General features: G+C 51.1%; 14 protein-coding genes. 1 reads left to right on the plus strand and 13 read right to left on the minus strand.

The genetic code is table 11. The features are described 5' to 3' along the window. Positions 1-523: 523 nt before the first annotated feature. The 12 genes from topA to mtaB form a co-directional block, all read right to left on the minus strand. Entirely contained in the window at positions 524-2,662 is a 2,139-nt protein-coding gene (gene topA, locus ACTQ3A_RS03875; RefSeq protein ID WP_441494096.1) for a type I DNA topoisomerase, read from the minus strand. Between the two features lie 324 nt (positions 2,663-2,986). Next, the gene (gene dprA / locus ACTQ3A_RS03880; protein WP_441495247.1) at positions 2,987-4,252 is read right to left on the minus strand and encodes a DNA-processing protein DprA; all 1,266 of its coding nucleotides are present in this window, start codon (positions 4,250-4,252) and stop codon (positions 2,987-2,989) included. Further along, positions 4,249-5,823 (minus strand): YifB family Mg chelatase-like AAA ATPase, encoded by a 1,575-nt coding sequence (locus ACTQ3A_RS03885; protein WP_441494098.1) that lies wholly within the window; start codon positions 5,821-5,823, stop codon positions 4,249-4,251. Before ACTQ3A_RS03885 ends, dprA begins: the two co-directional genes overlap by 4 nt. A gap of 652 nt (positions 5,824-6,475) precedes the next feature. Continuing rightward, positions 6,476-7,717: a peptidase U32 family protein gene (locus ACTQ3A_RS03890; protein ID WP_441494099.1), complete on the minus strand. Its 1,242-nt coding sequence runs from the start codon at positions 7,715-7,717 to the stop codon at positions 6,476-6,478. A gap of 99 nt (positions 7,718-7,816) precedes the next feature. Next, the gene (locus ACTQ3A_RS03895) at positions 7,817-8,473 is read right to left on the minus strand and encodes an O-methyltransferase (RefSeq protein WP_441475025.1); all 657 of its coding nucleotides are present in this window, start codon (positions 8,471-8,473) and stop codon (positions 7,817-7,819) included. A 273-nt stretch (positions 8,474-8,746) separates the two neighbouring features. Beyond that, on the minus strand, positions 8,747-9,205 hold the full coding sequence (locus tag ACTQ3A_RS03900; protein WP_441099855.1) for an endolytic transglycosylase MltG: 459 nt from the start codon (positions 9,203-9,205) through the stop codon (positions 8,747-8,749). 35 nt (positions 9,206-9,240) lie between these two features. Next, a complete protein-coding gene (locus ACTQ3A_RS03905; protein WP_441099856.1) occupies positions 9,241-9,570 on the minus strand; it encodes a YlbF family regulator in 330 nt (109 codons plus the stop codon). 1 nt (position 9,571) lies between these two features. Then, the gene (locus tag ACTQ3A_RS03910; protein WP_441099858.1) at positions 9,572-11,239 is read right to left on the minus strand and encodes a ribonuclease J; all 1,668 of its coding nucleotides are present in this window, start codon (positions 11,237-11,239) and stop codon (positions 9,572-9,574) included. 24 nt (positions 11,240-11,263) lie between these two features. Next, a complete protein-coding gene (locus tag ACTQ3A_RS03915; RefSeq protein WP_441099859.1) occupies positions 11,264-11,518 on the minus strand; it encodes a DUF1292 domain-containing protein in 255 nt (84 codons plus the stop codon). Between the two features lie 13 nt (positions 11,519-11,531). Next, positions 11,532-11,984 (minus strand): Holliday junction resolvase RuvX, encoded by a 453-nt coding sequence (gene ruvX / locus ACTQ3A_RS03920; protein ID WP_441494100.1) that lies wholly within the window; start codon positions 11,982-11,984, stop codon positions 11,532-11,534. Then, positions 11,984-12,256, minus strand: a complete 273-nt coding sequence (locus ACTQ3A_RS03925; RefSeq protein ID WP_441099863.1) for an IreB family regulatory phosphoprotein — start codon at positions 12,254-12,256, stop codon at positions 11,984-11,986. The genes ruvX and ACTQ3A_RS03925 overlap by 1 nt, the downstream gene beginning before the upstream one ends. A 202-nt stretch (positions 12,257-12,458) precedes the next feature. Beyond that, positions 12,459-13,796, minus strand: a complete 1,338-nt coding sequence (gene mtaB / locus ACTQ3A_RS03930) for a tRNA (N(6)-L-threonylcarbamoyladenosine(37)-C(2))-methylthiotransferase MtaB (RefSeq protein ID WP_441494101.1) — start codon at positions 13,794-13,796, stop codon at positions 12,459-12,461. A 66-nt stretch (positions 13,797-13,862) separates the two neighbouring features. Here mtaB and ACTQ3A_RS03935 point away from each other — a divergent pair, with 66 nt between their 5' ends. Further along, on the plus strand, positions 13,863-14,102 hold the full coding sequence (locus ACTQ3A_RS03935; protein WP_441099867.1) for an HPr family phosphocarrier protein: 240 nt from the start codon (positions 13,863-13,865) through the stop codon (positions 14,100-14,102). A 567-nt stretch (positions 14,103-14,669) separates the two neighbouring features. Here the strand turns inward: ACTQ3A_RS03935 and thiI are convergent. Next, the gene (gene thiI / locus ACTQ3A_RS03940; protein WP_441099869.1) at positions 14,670-15,860 is read right to left on the minus strand and encodes a tRNA uracil 4-sulfurtransferase ThiI; all 1,191 of its coding nucleotides are present in this window, start codon (positions 15,858-15,860) and stop codon (positions 14,670-14,672) included. Positions 15,861-15,969 lie beyond the last annotated feature (109 nt).

A 15,969-nucleotide genomic window follows, 5' to 3' on the forward strand; every position in this document is an offset into this window, starting at 1 on the left:
ACCAATATCGACAACATATATAATACAGACACAAATCATTCAGCAGATGTTGTTTCGTCGGGATAAAACCAAAAAAGAATTGAACATATAAATAGAATCTACTATTCAACTAGAAGAATAGTAGCACAGCTTTTTTCTGAAATCAATAACAACTCATATATTTTGTCGAAATGTTCGACCATTTTTGTATAGATTCACAAGAATGCTTTTCGGAAAATTACGAAACATGTACTAAAACACCAAGGCATTCCCTTGAAATATATATATTTATTCATCGAAACTTCGATTCCGCATCCTGTGTCGGCAAAAATTCTCATAAAAAAGATTACGAAAACAGGCGAAAAAAACTGTCCTCTCTGCAAAGATATCTGACAATCCGCGTCAGAATCCAGTCACAGGAGGACAGAATCACTTAATCATTCACTAAAATCGGTGTTTCACCGCTATATCCTTCGTTTGCTTTCCTTCCGGCTCAGTCAGTTCCACTCAATCCTTACAGATCAGTCATTCTGACTCCGTCATTTCAAAGGCTTGCCGCAGCAGACACAGCCTCCTCAGGCTTTCCCGACGCCGCCTTCGCGGTATCCGGATCCTCCTGCTTTGGCCTCGGCATGACGTATCCGCATTCCTTGTCTGCGCACACAAGCCGGCTTCCCTTTTCGAGCATATAGCCGCCACATTTCGGGCAGCGGATATTCGATGGCTTCTGCCATGTCATGAAGTCGCAGTCCGGATTATGCTCGCATCCGTAATAGATCCGGCCCTTTCTGGTCTTCTTCAGGAGAACCTCTCCGCCGCATTTCGGGCACTTCACACCGATCTTCTCCAGATACGGTTTTGTATTGCGGCATTCAGGAAAACCAGGGCAGGCAAGGAACTTACCGTGCGGGCCATATTTGATCACCATGTGCCGTCCGCAGTTCTCGCAGATGACATCGGTTACTTCATCCTCAATCTTCACCTTCTCCAGTTCTTTATCAGCCTTCTGCACAGCGGCATCCAGATCCGGCCAGAAGTTGCGCACAACCGTTTTCCACTCAATCGTGCCATCTCCGATTGCGTCCAGGAGCTGTTCCATGTTGGCGGTAAAATCCACATTCACGATGCCCGGAAACGCCTCCTTCATCAGATCATTTACCGCTGTTCCCAGCTCTGTGATGTAAAGGTTCTTCTTCTCACGTGTCACATAATGGCGTGCAATGATTGTTGTGATGGTGGGAGCGTAGGTACTCGGCCGTCCGATTCCAAGCTCCTCCAGCGTCTTGACGAGAGAAGCCTCGGTATAGTGAGCCGGGGGCTGCGTAAAATGCTGTTCCCTGTCGAAATTGATCAGAGAGAGCGTGCTCTCCTTCGTAATTCCGCTCAGATGATCATTCTCAAGCTTTTTGTCATCGTCCTGTGTGTACACCGTCATGAATCCGGCGAATTTAATCCTTGACGAGGACGCGTGAAATACATACTTTCCACCGTTTATTTTCACCGTGTTCGTCTCGTAACGGGCAGAAGCCATCCGGCTTGCCGCAAATCTCCGCCAGATCAGCTGATAGAGACGGAACTGATCCCTGGAAAGGAACTCCTTCACAGACGATGGCGTCCTCGTGATATCCGTCGGTCGTATTGCCTCGTGCGCATCCTGTGCGTGCTTGTTCTTGTTCTCCGTCGTGCTTCCGTCCGACAGGAACTGTTCCCCGTACTGCTCCCGGATATATTCTCTCGCCGCCTGATCCGCTTCTGTCGAGATACGGGTGGAATCGGTACGCAGATACGAAATCAATCCCACCGTACCGCCCTTTTTCAGATCGATTCCCTCGTACAGCTGCTGGGCAATCTGCATCGTCTTGTAAGTGGACATGTTCAAGGTCTTTGAGGCTTCCTGCTGAAGCGTACTCGTCGTAAAGGGCAGCGGTGCCTTCCGGCTTCTCTCAGAGGTCTTCAGCTCACTGACATGATAATCCGCATCCTTCAGACTATCCAGAATTCCCTGAAGCTGTTCCTCAGAGGATATCTCAATCTTTCCCTGCTGGTCTCCATAAAAATGAGCAGTCAGAGGTTTCTTCTCTCCGCTGACCTTGAAATCCGCATCCAGCGTCCAATACTCCTTCGGGATAAATGCATTGATCTCCTCCTCACGGTCTGCTATGATCCGCAGCGCGACAGACTGCACACGGCCGGCAGACAGTCCCCGCTTGATTTTCTTCCAGAGCAGCGGACTGATCTCATATCCTACCATACGGTCAAGGCACCGCCTCGCCTGCTGCTCATCCACGAGATTCATGTCGATATCCCTGGCATTCTTTAAAGAGGATTTGACCGCCGTTTTCGTTATTTCATTAAAGGTAATCCGGCGCATCTTCTTCGGATCCAGCCGAAGGGCCTTTGACAGATGCCAAGAGATCGCTTCTCCCTCACGGTCAGGGTCTGTCGCGAGGTAGACTTTATCTGCCTTATCCGCCGCCTTGCGGAGGGAGGCAACCAGTTCTCCCTTGCCCCGGATCGTAATATATTTCGGTTCAAAGTCATGCTCCACGTCAATGCCAAGACTGCTTTTCGGCAAATCCCTGACATGACCGTTCGACGCCAGGACATTATAATTCTTCCCGAGAAATTTTTTGACAGTCTTAACTTTCGTCGGTGACTCTACAATCACAAGATAATTTGGCACGTAAACACCTCCATAAGCATTACCGGCGCTTTATGAGCGCTACGATTAGCACTATAACGCAAATAATTTGACCGTGCAAGCCCGAGTTATCTTCCAGGTGTCTTTCTATAAGCCCGAGTTATCTTTCATGTGCCTTTCATGCCTTGCAAATCGCTGTCAAAACGAACGAACTATGCCAGCCGCAGGCTGAACGAGATAAAACACGCTGCGCGAGTTTTATCTCGCTATCGCGATGCTCGCCGCACACGAATACTTCGCATTCGGCTGCGGCTCACTGTTCGCGTAAATATGCTGCGGACAGCTCCGTGTCGCCCGCTGAAAAATTCAGCTTCTGCTGTAATACCCCGCCGGAGCCTCATGCACATATCCGGAAAAGGTCAGCTGCACCAGTACTCTTGTCAGCTGCGAGAGCTCCATGCCGGTTCTCTCCTGCAGCGTATCCAGGCTCTGAGGATCATAGGAAAGCTTGCCGAATACCTTTTGAAAATCCTCTGCATCCTCGTACTTCTTTGACAGCCTGCGCGGTGCTTTTTCTTCTGCCGTTCCTCCTTCTCTCCGCCCGACACCATTTTCCTTTCCTTTCTTCTCTTCCTCTTTCTTCCCCCCTGTCATCCCCTCTTTCTTTCCATTTTCCTGTCTGCCTTTCTTTTCAACTCTCTCTTCTTCATTTCTGCCTGTATTCTTCTCTTCACGTGACCTTCTGCTGCCCGCAATCCCCAGTTCCTCCAGTATGACCTCCGGGTCCCATGCAATGCCGGCGCCCTGGGCGATCAGGCGGTTACAGCCACGGCTCAGCTCATCCAGGTTCCTCCCCGGAACCGCGTATATGGTTTTCCCCTGAGAAAGCGCATAATCCGCAGTAATCAACGAGCCACTGCGAAGCTTTGCTTCTACGACAAGAACCACATCGGCGAGCGCACTGATAATCCGGTTGCGAATCGGGAAATGCCAGGCTGCAGGACCATCACCCGGCTCAAACTCGGACATAATGCCTCCACCCTCACGGATAATCCTTCTATATATATGGTAGCTTTCCTTCGGATAACACACATCTACACCGCAGCCCAGTACCGCAAACCCTTGTCCTCCCGCCTGCAGAGCGCCATGCAGCGCCCACGAATCCACGCCATATGCCATGCCGCTGATAATCTGTACACCTTCCGCAGCAAGCTCTTCACCAAAACGGATTGCCTCTGCCCTGCCGTACGGGCTGCACATCCTCGCCCCCACAATCGCGACCGTCTTCTTTCCGGGATCCGGAAAATTTCCGACAAGATACAGGCCTGACGGCATCCTCGGATAATTACGCAGCTGCTCCGGATACTCCTGATCCTCACGCGCCACATATCTGATCTGTCCCAGAATCTCCGGGTTCTGCTCCCTGCGGAATCTGGCGTTCGTATTCTTCTGATCTGACTGCGTTTGCACGTTCCCCCGACTTGACTGTGTCGCCATTTTCCCGTGATCCGGCTGGCTCATCATTTTCTCGTCATCCGGCTGCCTTGTCATTTTTTCGTCATCCGGCTGGCTTATCATTTTCTCGTCATCCGGCTGGCTCACCATTTTCTCACCGCCCGATACCATCCTCATCCTCCTCTCTGCCGTTTCGACGGCACCCTCATGCCCGGCATCTGATACGCTGAGGCGGAAGAAAAGCTGTCACTGCATCGCAGGCAGATTGCCTCGCTGATATGAGCATCATTGATCCGGTCGGTTCCCTCGAGATCCGCGATTGTCCGCGCCACCTTGATGACATGATGATACCCTCTTGCCGAAAGGCCCAGTTTGTCAAAGGCCAGTCGTACTGTCAATTCCGCCTCATCTGTCATCTCACAGTGTTTTGCGATAGAGGACGCCGTCAGTTCACTGTTAAACGTCACTCCCGTTCCCCGATAACGTTCCTTCTGAATTTCGATCGCACGCATCACCTTTTTCCTCATACTTGAAGAGGAAACCTCGAAATCTCCCTTTTCCGTAAGCGACTCGTAACTGACAGCCTGCACATCACATTTCAAATCGATGCGGTCCATGAACGCCTTGCTCAGTTTTTTCTGATAATCCAGGACATCTCTGTGGGTACAAATGCAGCGGTTCATATCCGGGAAATACCCGCAGGGGCATGGATTCGCCGCTGCAACGAGCAGAAAGGACGCCGGATATACACAGGTGCCTCCCAGCCTGGAGATCGTGATCTCGCGGCTCTCAAGCGGCTGCCGCAGCATCTCCAGTGTGGCAGGCATCATCTCCGGAATCTCATCCAGAAACAGGACTCCTCGGTGAGCAAGTGTTACCTCGCCGGGATGCGGGTAAAATCCTCCACCGCAAAGCGCAGTCGGCGTAATCGTGTGATGCGGTGCCCGAAACGGTCTTCTGCGAATCATCGAGACCCCGCGCGGCATCAGACCGACCACACTGTAGATCTTGGAAACCTCCAGGCTTTCCTCCTCTGACAGCGGCGGAAGAATGGTAGGTATCCGCTCCGCCGTCATGGATTTCCCGGATCCGGGCGGCCCTGACAGAAACAGGTTATGAAAACCCGCCGCTGCGATCAGGGCAGCGCGCTTGACCGTCTTCTGTCCGTGAATATCACTGAAATCAATCGTGTATTCCTCGTCTTCCGGAACACGATTTCCCGGAAACGATGACGGAGCTCTTCCATGACTGAAGGCAATCAGTTCCGAAATGTTTCTCACGCCTACAATCCGGATACCATCTACAGCACTACCCTCCGCGGCATTTTCTGTCGGAACGATACACAGCTCACATCCGTTTTCCTTTGCGGCGATCACACTGGGCAGAACTCCTGGTATTTTCTCAATTGTCCCGTCCAGATGAAGTTCCCCGAGCACCATCGCCTTTCGGAACGCTCCCTTCTCAATATATCCCAATGCCTCCAGAACCGCGGCGGCAATCGGCAGATCAAACCTGGTCCCGTCTTTTCTGATGTCTCCCGGCGCCAGATTGATCGTTATCCTCTTCGGAGCAAGCACTATACCGATGTTGCGGAACGCAGTCCGAACCCGTTCCTGTGCCTCTCTGACCTGGGAAGAGACGCTGCCAACAATCGCGAAATAAGGCATCCCCTCGCTCACATCCGCCTCTACTGTCACGGGAACTGCCTCCACACCGGAAATTGCAGATGATACTATGCTGCAAAACATACAAATTCCTCCTCTCCGCAGGCCTGTATCTGGCAGGCATTGCCGAAAAATGCAGCAACCGGACGAATCGGACCTGCAAGATAAATACGAAGCCCGGTAAAATCGCCCCCCCGTTTGCGACAAAACGAACGGTATTACAGATACCGGGCAACACTGTTTAATTAAAATAAAAATGGAATAGAATGAAGTGATGTAAGTGTTCTTTTTTCAGAAGCAGGATAAAAATCGAAGAATAGTCAAAGAAGGATCGAAGAATCCGAGAATCAAAGATAAAACAAGAGAAAATAATAGGAAAGGACTCAATCACAAGGGTTCGATCACAGAACCGATGACGACGGGCAAGATCCGTCAGAAAGAATTGTTATATATATATATAAATAGCACAAAACCCGCCTGCTGTAAATCATTAACTTGGGAGCGGACAATAATGTCATTAACTCGGGAACGAACAATATTGTCCGCTCCGCAGTTTATGGTTCCATGTTCTGTATCCCGTTACGGGCTTTCCGCAGTAAGGCTTTGTCCTGATTCTGTGAACACCAATGCCGGAACACATGTCGTTGCCATCCGTCGCGGTCGGAAGATCCGAGCTTTTTCTGATCCCGTGAACAGCAATGCCGGAACACGGCATTTGCTGTTCACATGCAGCAGATCACTCTGCCTCTTTCTTCATGCGAAGGATATCGTTGACATCCGCTTTCTGCCCGAGGTCTACGTGCAGTTCCTGCTGCGGATGCGGCGCCGAGTCCATGGACTCGCCGTTTTCGTTATAAATTGCCCGAACAGTCACCTCTACATTCCGGCCGTCCGGCTTCATAATCTCAATCCTGTCTCCGGTCCGGAATTTGTTCTTCTGTCCGATCACAGCATATCCATTTTCATCCGTCGTGGATACGACACCCAGATACGTGTAGTTTGTGATATAGGTGTTGCTGTCATAGATCTGGTCCTCTTCGGACGGCTTTCCGTAGAAGAAGCCGGTCGTGAACCTGCGGAACGTGCAGTCCGCGATCTGCTCCTGATACCAGGGGAGATTTTTCTCATAGAGCGCGGGATCCCTGGCATAGTCGTCGATTGCCTTGCGATAGGTGCGGGCAACTGTCGCGACATAGAGGGCTGTTTTCATTCTTCCCTCGATCTTGAAGCTGTCAATACCGGCAGTCATCAGATCCGGAATATGTTCAATCATACACAGATCCTTTGAATTGAAAATGTACGTGCCGCGCTCATTTTCCTCGATCGGAAGATACTCTCCCGGCCGGCTCTCCTCCATGACCGCATATTTCCACCGGCAAGGATGGGTACATGCTCCTCTGTTCGCGTCTCTGCCCGTAAAATAATTCGACAGAAGGCATCTTCCCGAATACGATATGCACATTGCTCCGTGAATGAAGGTCTCAATCTCCATGTCCTTCGGAATCTGTCTGCGCATCTCGCGGATCTCCTCCAGGGACAGTTCACGGGCAGTTACCACTCGTTTTGCCCCCTGCCGGTACCAGAACCTGGCAGATGCCCAGTTGGTATTGTTTGCCTGTGTGCTGATATGCCGCTCTATCCCGGGGCACTCTTCTCCCGCGATATCGAAAATACCCGGGTCTGCGATAATCAGCGCATCCGGCTGAAGCTCGTTGAGCTCGCGCAGATACAGACGGACTCCCTCCAGATCATCGTTGTGTGCCAGAATATTCACCGTCACATGTACACGAACTCCGTGGCTGTGCGCGTAACGGATTCCTTCCGCCATATCCTCGTGATTGAAATTTTTTGCCTTGGCCCGAAGCCCATAGACATCTCCGCCGATATAAACCGCATCCGCGCCAAAAGCAACCGCTACCTTCAGCACCTCGAGACAGCTCGCCGGGATCAGAAGCTCCGGCTTTCCGTTTGCAAGCATAAATAATCTCTCCTGTCTTTGATCTATGACACCGGCCCTGTCCGCAAGAGAAAAATCTCCCGTGCGGACCTGTCAGGCGAAATCCGCCGCCGTGTCAGTTTAAATTTCCTCCGGCTGCTTCATGACGGAGATGGAGATACCATCTCCGAGCGGGACGATACTCGTCTCCAGACACCTGTCATCTTTCAGAGCCCGGAGATAATCTCTCATCCGCTTATAAATCGTTCGCTTTCTCCTCTCCACAATATAATGAGACTCGATAATATCTCCCTCCTGGAGAACGTTATCCGAAATCAGAACGCTTCCCGGACGCATCAGCCGGAGCACTTCCGGGAGGAAATGAATATACTGTCCCTTAGCCGCATCCATGAAAATGAAATCATACGGCCCCGCAAGCGTCTTAAGGACATCTGCCGCATCTCCCTCCAGAAGAGTAATCCGGTCCTCATATCCCGATTTTCGAAAATTCTCGCGCGCGACAGGGATCCTCTTCTCATAGTTCTCAATCGTTGTGATCCTGCTGGATTCCGGCCCGCAGGCGGCCATCAGGATCGTAGAGAAACCGATCGCAGTGCCGACCTCAAGGATCCTCTGAGGCCGCTGAATCCGGAGAAATACTTTCAGGAAGCTCTGCATCTCCCGGCGGATAATCGGAACATTATCCTCTGCCGCCGTCTCCCGGAGTTCTTCCAGAAAAGGGGTAAGCCCATGATCCAGAGAATTGATGAAGGTTATCATCCGTTCATCTACAATCATTCTGTCACCTCCCACAAAAGGGCCGCCGCACGAACTTTTCGCTGTTTCCGAGCGTCTTTCGTGCAGCAGCCCTGTCTTATACCGATAAACCGCACGCCCGTCCGGCGCGAAACAGTCTTCAGTCTGCCTGTATGTATCATCCGGCAGCTGTCATACCATCATGACAGCAATGCTCAGCTCCGGTGTCTCTATGCCGGACTGCCGCGTTATGCGCCGATGCACCTTCTGTCCCCGGCGCCCATCATGGACCGCCTATGACACAGATATACACCGTTATTGCGCTGATGTGGATTCCACGCTGTCAGCCGAAACATTATCCGGAGTGTCAGAGTCCTCCTCCTGCGCAAGGACCGGGAACATATCATCCGCAGTCATGGACGTTCGAAGAGTGTATGTTCCGGGCAGGATCTCCCCGTGATAACCGGAAATCAATTCCTGAACCACAAATGCGTTTGCGCTCTCATTCAGAAGCCCGTTGGAAATCAGAAGCTTGCCGATCTGCCGCACCGACATATCATCTGTAATCGTTACGGTAACCGCCCGGCCGTCTCCGGAATCCACAGCCTTCTCATCAAAGATTTCATAGCCGAGCGAATAAGCCTGTTTCCCCAGATAGACCAGAATCATGATCAACGCGATGATGACAAGAATCCTGACAACACCCTTTATTCCACCCAGTGCAAGACGATATCCCAGGCTGTCATCCTTCTCTTCCCTTTTCCCTGCTGCCATTAAAAACTCCTTACCTTCCTGAATCGCCGTCCGGTTCACATGGGGACTTCTACATGGACTTCCCGGTTAATCGCGTTTATGACACGCTGAACCATTCTGCAGACAGCGCTCTCAGCATCCAGATAATCCGCTGCAATCTCATTGCGCAGGAGCGGCGAATACTCGTTAAGCACATAATCCGTCTCGTCATAGAGATCTCTGCCTGAGGTCTGCATCTCGTAGACCTTACGCCTGTACTCGTTGATTTTCTGCCTGAGCTCAGGCATCTCCTTCAGCTGGTTCTCAAGATTCCGGTACCTGATAAAGTCCTCACTCTGTTCCAGAGCCTGAATGAGCTCCTCCGCCTTCTCCTTCACGCTGTCCATCTTATGCCTCCATAATGATCGGCAGTATCATCGGATTGCGCTGCGTACGCTTCCATACAAAACTTCCCAGTGAATCCTTGATTGCCGACTTCAGCTTTCCCCAGTCGGTGATGTGATGTTCCAGGCAGTCGTTCAGAGCGTCCTCAACGATCAGTCTTGCTTCATCCATCAGATCCTCAGACTCCCTTACATAGACAAAGCCTCTGGACACAATGTCCGGACCGGCAAGAAGCTGTCTGCCGTATTTCTCAAGGGTGAGAACGACAATCAGAATACCATCCTCGGACAGATGCTGTCTGTCCCGAAGGACAATATTTCCGACATCACCGACTCCGAGTCCGTCAACCATAATCTCGCCCGTCTCAACCTTACCGGTCACCCTGGCTGACTTCTGATCCAGCTCAAGCACATCTCCGGTTTTCATGACGAAGATATTTTCCTTCGGAATGCCCAGCTGAAGTGCCAGATTCTTCTGCGCTATCAAATGGCGGTACTCGCCGTGGACCGGAATTGCGTACTTCGGCTTAACCAGGGAGTAAATCAGCTTGATGTCCTCCTGGCAGGCATGTCCCGATACATGAACATCCTGGAAAATAACCTCCGCGCCTTTTTCATACAGCTCATTGATGACATTGGAGACCGCCTTCTCATTTCCGGGAATCGGATGAGAGGAGAATACAATCAGATCGCCGGGCTTAATTGTCACCTTCTTGTGGATGTCCGCCGCCATTCTCGACAGGGCTGCCATAGACTCTCCCTGGCTTCCGGTGGTGACAAGCACCATCTGACTGTCCGGATAATTTCTCATCTGATTGATATCGATGAGCGTATTCTGCGGCACATTCAGATATCCGAGTTCCTGTGCGATGGAGATGATATTCACCATGCTTCTGCCTTCTACAACGACCTTGCGGCCGAATTTGCAGGCGGAATTGATGATCTGCTGCACACGGTCAACATTTGAGGCGAATGTGGCAATGATCAGACGCTGATTCCGATGTTCGGAAAAAATCTGATCAAAGGTTCTGCCGACCGTGCGCTCCGACATCGTATAACCGGGCCGCTCCGCGTTTGTGCTGTCGCACATCAGCGCAAGAACGCCCTTCTTTCCGATCTCGGCAAAACGCTGCAGATCAATCGCATCACCAAAGACCGGTGTATAATCCACCTTGAAATCGCCGGTATGCACGATCGTCCCGGCGGGGGAATAGATCGCAAGCGCCGCCGCGTCCTGAATACTGTGATTCGTCTTGATGAATTCAATCCGGAAATGTCCGAGATTGATCGACTGTCCGAAACGGATCGTCTTCATCTTCGTACTCTTGAGCATGTTGTGCTCTTCAAGCTTGTGGCTGATCAGACCGATCGTGAGCTTGGTCGCGTAAATCGGAACGTTAATCTCACGCAGCACATATGGAAGTGCACCGATGTGATCCTCATGACCGTGGGTGATCACAAACCCCTTCACCTTGCGGATATTCTGCTTTAAATAAGTAATATCCGGAATAACCAGATCAATTCCGAGCATATCGTCATCGGGGAAGGCCAGACCGCAGTCCACCACCACAATGCTGTCCTCGTACTCGAATGCAGTGATGTTCATGCCGATTTCTTCCAGACCGCCCAGCGGAATGATCTTCAGCTTACTCGTATTTTCTTTTCCTTTCAAATTATACCTCCGTTCATTTTTTATTCACTCAAAAGACACGTCGTCCATCATCTGCTCGAAAATGCGTGCCACCGCCTCGTACTCCACATCATCTTCGACCATCACATACCGTGCTTCCGCCTCGCCGTCTTCCGAGAGATCCTTCATAATATAGGCGTTTGCCTCCTCGCCGTCAGAATCGGTCACGAGAAGATAATCCACGCCGCCTACCCGCGTTTCTTCCTCGACGAAAAACTCCTGCTTTTCTCCGTCTTCCGTTTCAAATAAAATTTTTTCCATAGAAATCCGATGCTTATCCTCTATCTGTTTCCGTTGTTTCCTCTCCGCCGCAGTTGTCGAGCCATTCCTGCAGAATGATGCCGGCAGCGATCTGATCGATCACCGCCTTACGGTTGTGCCTGCCCCGGACGTTCATCTCGTCAAGGATCTCATCCGCCGCCACGGTCGTAAGCCTTTCGTCCCACATGATCACCGGAAGTCCGGTTTTCCGGTGCACAAGCTCACCAAATTTCGTTGCCTTCTCAGCACGCTCTCCGGGTTCGTCATTCATATTCAGCGGAAGTCCGACCACAATCTTCTCCACCTGATATTCTCTGCAGATTTCTCCGATCCTGGCGAGCGTCTGCCGAAGCTTGCTCTCTCTGTGACGGACAATCGTCTCCACTGCCTGAGCTGTCAGACCGAGCGGGTCACTGACTGCCACGCCTACCGTTACAGACCCGTAATCCAGTCCCAGGATCCGCATTATCTGGTCTCTTTCCAGGACTCATTCCGGATGTACTCCTTAAGAAGTTCCTCGACCAGCTCATCGCGCTCTACTTTCATAATCATGCTTCTGGCACCATTATGACTGGTGATGTAGGTCGGATCGCCTGACATGATATAGCCGACGATCTGATTCACGGGGTTGTATCCCTTCTCCTCCATTGCGTGATATACAAGATCCAGAACCTTTTTCACGGAAATCTCATTCTCTGTATTTACTCTGAAAAATTGTGTGTTGCCTAAATCTGTCATTCTTATTCACATCCTTACTTATTTCTGCAAAGAACCGCCCAACTGCATCCGGCGTCACAAGCTGTATAAGCTTCACACCTCCCGCACGCGTCCGAACACTCGTAATGATTCATTATAAACCAGATGTCCCGGATTGGCAACCCGGCAGCACATCTTTCCTGATTCCGGAAAGTCCGCCGTAAAAGTTCGCAGCAGATCCTGCTCACACCGCAAGCAGGTACTCCTCTGACACAAGCGCCTGCGGTGTAACCACCATCATCTGATTCGTGAGATCTCTGGTATCGGCGAGCAGTATCTTCTGATACTCTCTTCCATGACCTGTCCAGTATTTCCTGCCATCCAGCTCGACCTGCTCTTCAAACAGAACCTCCACGGGCATTCCAATATAATAATTCAGAAATTCCTTTCTGCGCCGGATGTCTGTCTCCCGAAGCACGGCCCCTCTCTGCTTTTTGACCGCCTCCGTGTTCTGTTCCTTCATTGCGGCCGCCCTGGTGCCCTCTCGGCGGGAGTATGGGAAAATATGTGTCTCAAAAAAATGTACCTCTGACACAAATCTGCGGGATTCCTCAAAATCCTCCTCTGTCTCCCCGGGGAAACCGGTAATAATATCCGTCGTAATCGCGGGATGCTCGTAATACTTTCTCAGAAGCCGGACTACTTCCATGAACTGTTCCGGGGTGTAATGACGGTTCATGTCCCGAAGCGTCCTGGCGCATCCACTCTGAAGGGAAAGGTGGAAATGCGGACAAACCTTGCGCAGCCCGCTCAGGCTTCGGATTACATTCTCGCTCATCGAACCGGGTTCAAGGGATCCCAGACGGATTCTTTCAATTCCGCTGACATCGTGAATAGCACGCAGAAGCGCAACCAGATCCTCTCCTTCTCCCATATCCCTTCCATAGGAGCACAGATGAATTCCCGTGACCACGATCTCCCGCACCCCGGAAGCCGCAAGCCTCACAACCTCTTCCCGCACATCCGGAATCTTGCGGCTCCGCACACGGCCTCTGGCATAGGGGATGATGCAGTAGCTGCAAAACTGATTGCAGCCGTCCTGCACTTTGATAAAGGCTCTGGTATGCTCCTCCGTGCGGTCGATCTGAAGGTTCTCATACATCCTGTCCACGGACCAGTCGCTGGTATCCAGCTGCTTTTCGCCGCTGCTTCTGAACTGCTCCAGTTCACGAATCAAATCTTCTTTGCGGTTGCTTCCAATGACGAGATCAATGGCAGGATCCTTCTCAAGTTCCTCCCCTCTGACCTGTGCGTAACATCCCACGGCCACCACGATTGCTTCCGGATTCATTTTCTTCGCCTTATGCAGCATCTGCCTCGATTTCCGGTCCGCAATATTGGTCACGGTACATGTATTGATCACATATACATCCGCGCCGGGTTCAAAGGGCACGATATCATATCCGGCCTTCTCCAGCATCTGCTGCATCGCCTCCAGCTCGTAGGCATTTACCTTGCACCCCAGATTATGAAGAGCCGCCTTTTTTCCTCTTGACACCTTGACTTTTCTCCTGTTTACCATTAAGATTATTTAAGCAAATGCTTAAGAAAACTACTGCAATTTCGATATAATAAGGGAGGATATTAAATGCAAACGGTACAGATTTCATTAAATTCAATCGATAAAGTAAAGAACTTTGTAAACGCCATTTCAAAGTTTGACTTTGACTTTGATCTTGTGTCCGGCAGATACGTCATCGACGCGAAGTCCATCATGGGTATCTTCAGCCTTGATCTTTCCAAACCGATTGATCTGAACATCCACACGGAAGGCTCCGAGCTTGAGTCTGTCATGGAGGTTCTCAAACCGTATCTGATCGAGCAGTAATCCTCTGCCCACTTCATCCGGCATATATCGGAAATGACGGGAACATCGGAAGATGCAGGAAGCGCAATCGCGCTCCCCTGCATCTTTTTTCGTGTATAAGCTCTTCGAAAACGCAGACAGGATCGTCGCACGCGAAGCGCGCGTAAGAGACTGTATGCGATTTCGAAGGCAACAGGTATGAGCACGAAGTGACGCGCAAGCGGCACAGAAGTGCGAATACCTGTAGGATTGCGAGAGTGCGAAGCACGGAGCAATCCGTAGCTTATACACTTTGTGATACAATATGTTCTTGGCCCACGGGGAGCTTGCTCACCAGTGGGCAAGAACATTAGCGACGACAACAGGTATGAGCATGGAGCGGTGCGAAGCACCGCGAGAATGCGAATGCCTGTTAGCGTCACGGAAGCTGCGAAGCAGCGAAGTGACGCGGGGACTTATACAGTATCATAGTTTGAACAGCTCTTCGAAAACGCAGACAGGAACGTCGCACGCGAAGCGCGCGTAAGAGACTGTATGCGATTTCGAAGGCAACAGGTATGAGCATGAAGCGGTGCGAAGCACCGCTCCTTATTCCTCTCCATTCACCACAATCGTCTCCGTCGTCTCAACCGCTTCTTTCATGAGCGGTTCGATTACATCATCCAGCTTATGTTCCGAGCGCTCGATGACCTTCAGAATCGGATGGGTCACGGGATGCTTTGCGACAAAGATTGTGCAGCAATCCTCGTAGGGAAGGATCGAAGTATCAAAGGTCCCGATCTGCTGTGCCCGATCCACGATCTCCTGCTTGTCAAAGCCAATCAGCGGACGGTAAACGGGAAGCGTACACACGGCATTGGTACACAGAAGACTCTGCGCCGTCTGACTGGCAACCTGACCAATACTCTCTCCCGTGATCAGTCCCAGCGCACCGTCCTGTCCGGCAAAAATTTCCGCGATCCGCATCATGTATCTTCTCATGATAATCGTGAGCTCCTCGTGCGGACATTTTTCATAGATTGCCATCTGGATATCCGTGAAATTCACAATGTGAAGCCGGATCTGTCCGGCATATCTCGCCACAAGCTTTGCCAGATCAACGACCTTCTGCTTTGCCCGCTCACTGGTGTACGGCGGCGCATGGAAATACACCGCATCGATCTTTACTCCGCGCTTTGCGATCATATATCCCGCAACCGGAGAATCAATTCCTCCCGATAACAGAAGCTCCGCGCTTCCGTTCGAACCTACGGGCATTCCTCCCGGCCCGGGTATTGTCTCGGAGTAGACATAAATACTCTGACGCACTTCTACGGAAAGCACTACATCCGGATTGTGTACATCAACCTTCATCCACGGGCAGCCGAGAAGCACCGCCTCACCCAGATCTGCATTGAGTTCCATGGAATCATGAGGATATTTCTTGTTCGGCCTTCTGGCAACTACCTTGAATGTTCTCGGTGTTCCCTCCGGATAGACGGTTCTCACAAACTCCGCAACCTGTGCCTTGACGTTGTCGTAATCCATATTCTCGATGATCAGAACCGGGCTGATACCCGCGATCCCGAACACCGTCTTCAGTGCTTCTATCGCGCCCTCATAGTCGAAGCCACCATCAGCACGGACGTAGATTCTTCCCATTTCTCTGGTGACATCAAAGGTTCCGTCTACTCTCTTCAGCGCTCTGACAATATGGTGCACAAGCGCGTCCTCAAAGAGATGCCTGTTCTTTCCCTTAATACCGATCTCCGCGTATTTGATCAAAAATGCCTGATACATAAATTTTCTTTCCTTTTTGCCTTCCTGCACACGCGCTGCTGCCCGCTCTCCCTAAACACGCATCGCGTATCATCTCACAGTGAATCTTCTGATTCGCATCCCCACCGGT

Source organism: Bilifractor sp. LCP21S3_F8 (genome assembly GCF_052117805.1).
Lineage (GTDB): Bacteria > Bacillota > Clostridia > Lachnospirales > Lachnospiraceae > Bilifractor.

Bases quoted from the DNA above. Each gene is read 5' to 3' on its own strand.
- dprA (WP_441495247.1), bottom strand. From the start codon at position 4,252: ATGAGGATGGTATCGGGCGGTGAGAAAATGGTGAGCCAGCCGGATGAC.
- ACTQ3A_RS03885 (WP_441494098.1), bottom strand. From the start codon at position 5,823: ATGTTTTGCAGCATAGTATCATCTGCAATTTCCGGTGTGGAGGCAGTT.
- ACTQ3A_RS03890 (WP_441494099.1), bottom strand. From the start codon at position 7,717: ATGCTTGCAAACGGAAAGCCGGAGCTTCTGATCCCGGCGAGCTGTCTC.
- ACTQ3A_RS03895 (WP_441475025.1), bottom strand. From the start codon at position 8,473: ATGATTGTAGATGAACGGATGATAACCTTCATCAATTCTCTGGATCAT.
- ACTQ3A_RS03900 (WP_441099855.1), bottom strand. From the start codon at position 9,205: ATGGCAGCAGGGAAAAGGGAAGAGAAGGATGACAGCCTGGGATATCGT.
- ACTQ3A_RS03905 (WP_441099856.1), bottom strand. From the start codon at position 9,570: ATGGACAGCGTGAAGGAGAAGGCGGAGGAGCTCATTCAGGCTCTGGAA.
- ACTQ3A_RS03915 (WP_441099859.1), bottom strand. From the start codon at position 11,518: ATGGAAAAAATTTTATTTGAAACGGAAGACGGAGAAAAGCAGGAGTTT.
- ruvX (WP_441494100.1), bottom strand. From the start codon at position 11,984: ATGCGGATCCTGGGACTGGATTACGGGTCTGTAACGGTAGGCGTGGCA.
- ACTQ3A_RS03925 (WP_441099863.1), bottom strand. From the start codon at position 12,256: ATGACAGATTTAGGCAACACACAATTTTTCAGAGTAAATACAGAGAAT.
- mtaB (WP_441494101.1), bottom strand. From the start codon at position 13,796: ATGGTAAACAGGAGAAAAGTCAAGGTGTCAAGAGGAAAAAAGGCGGCT.
- ACTQ3A_RS03935 (WP_441099867.1), top strand. From the start codon at position 13,863: ATGCAAACGGTACAGATTTCATTAAATTCAATCGATAAAGTAAAGAAC.
- thiI (WP_441099869.1), bottom strand. From the start codon at position 15,860: ATGTATCAGGCATTTTTGATCAAATACGCGGAGATCGGTATTAAGGGA.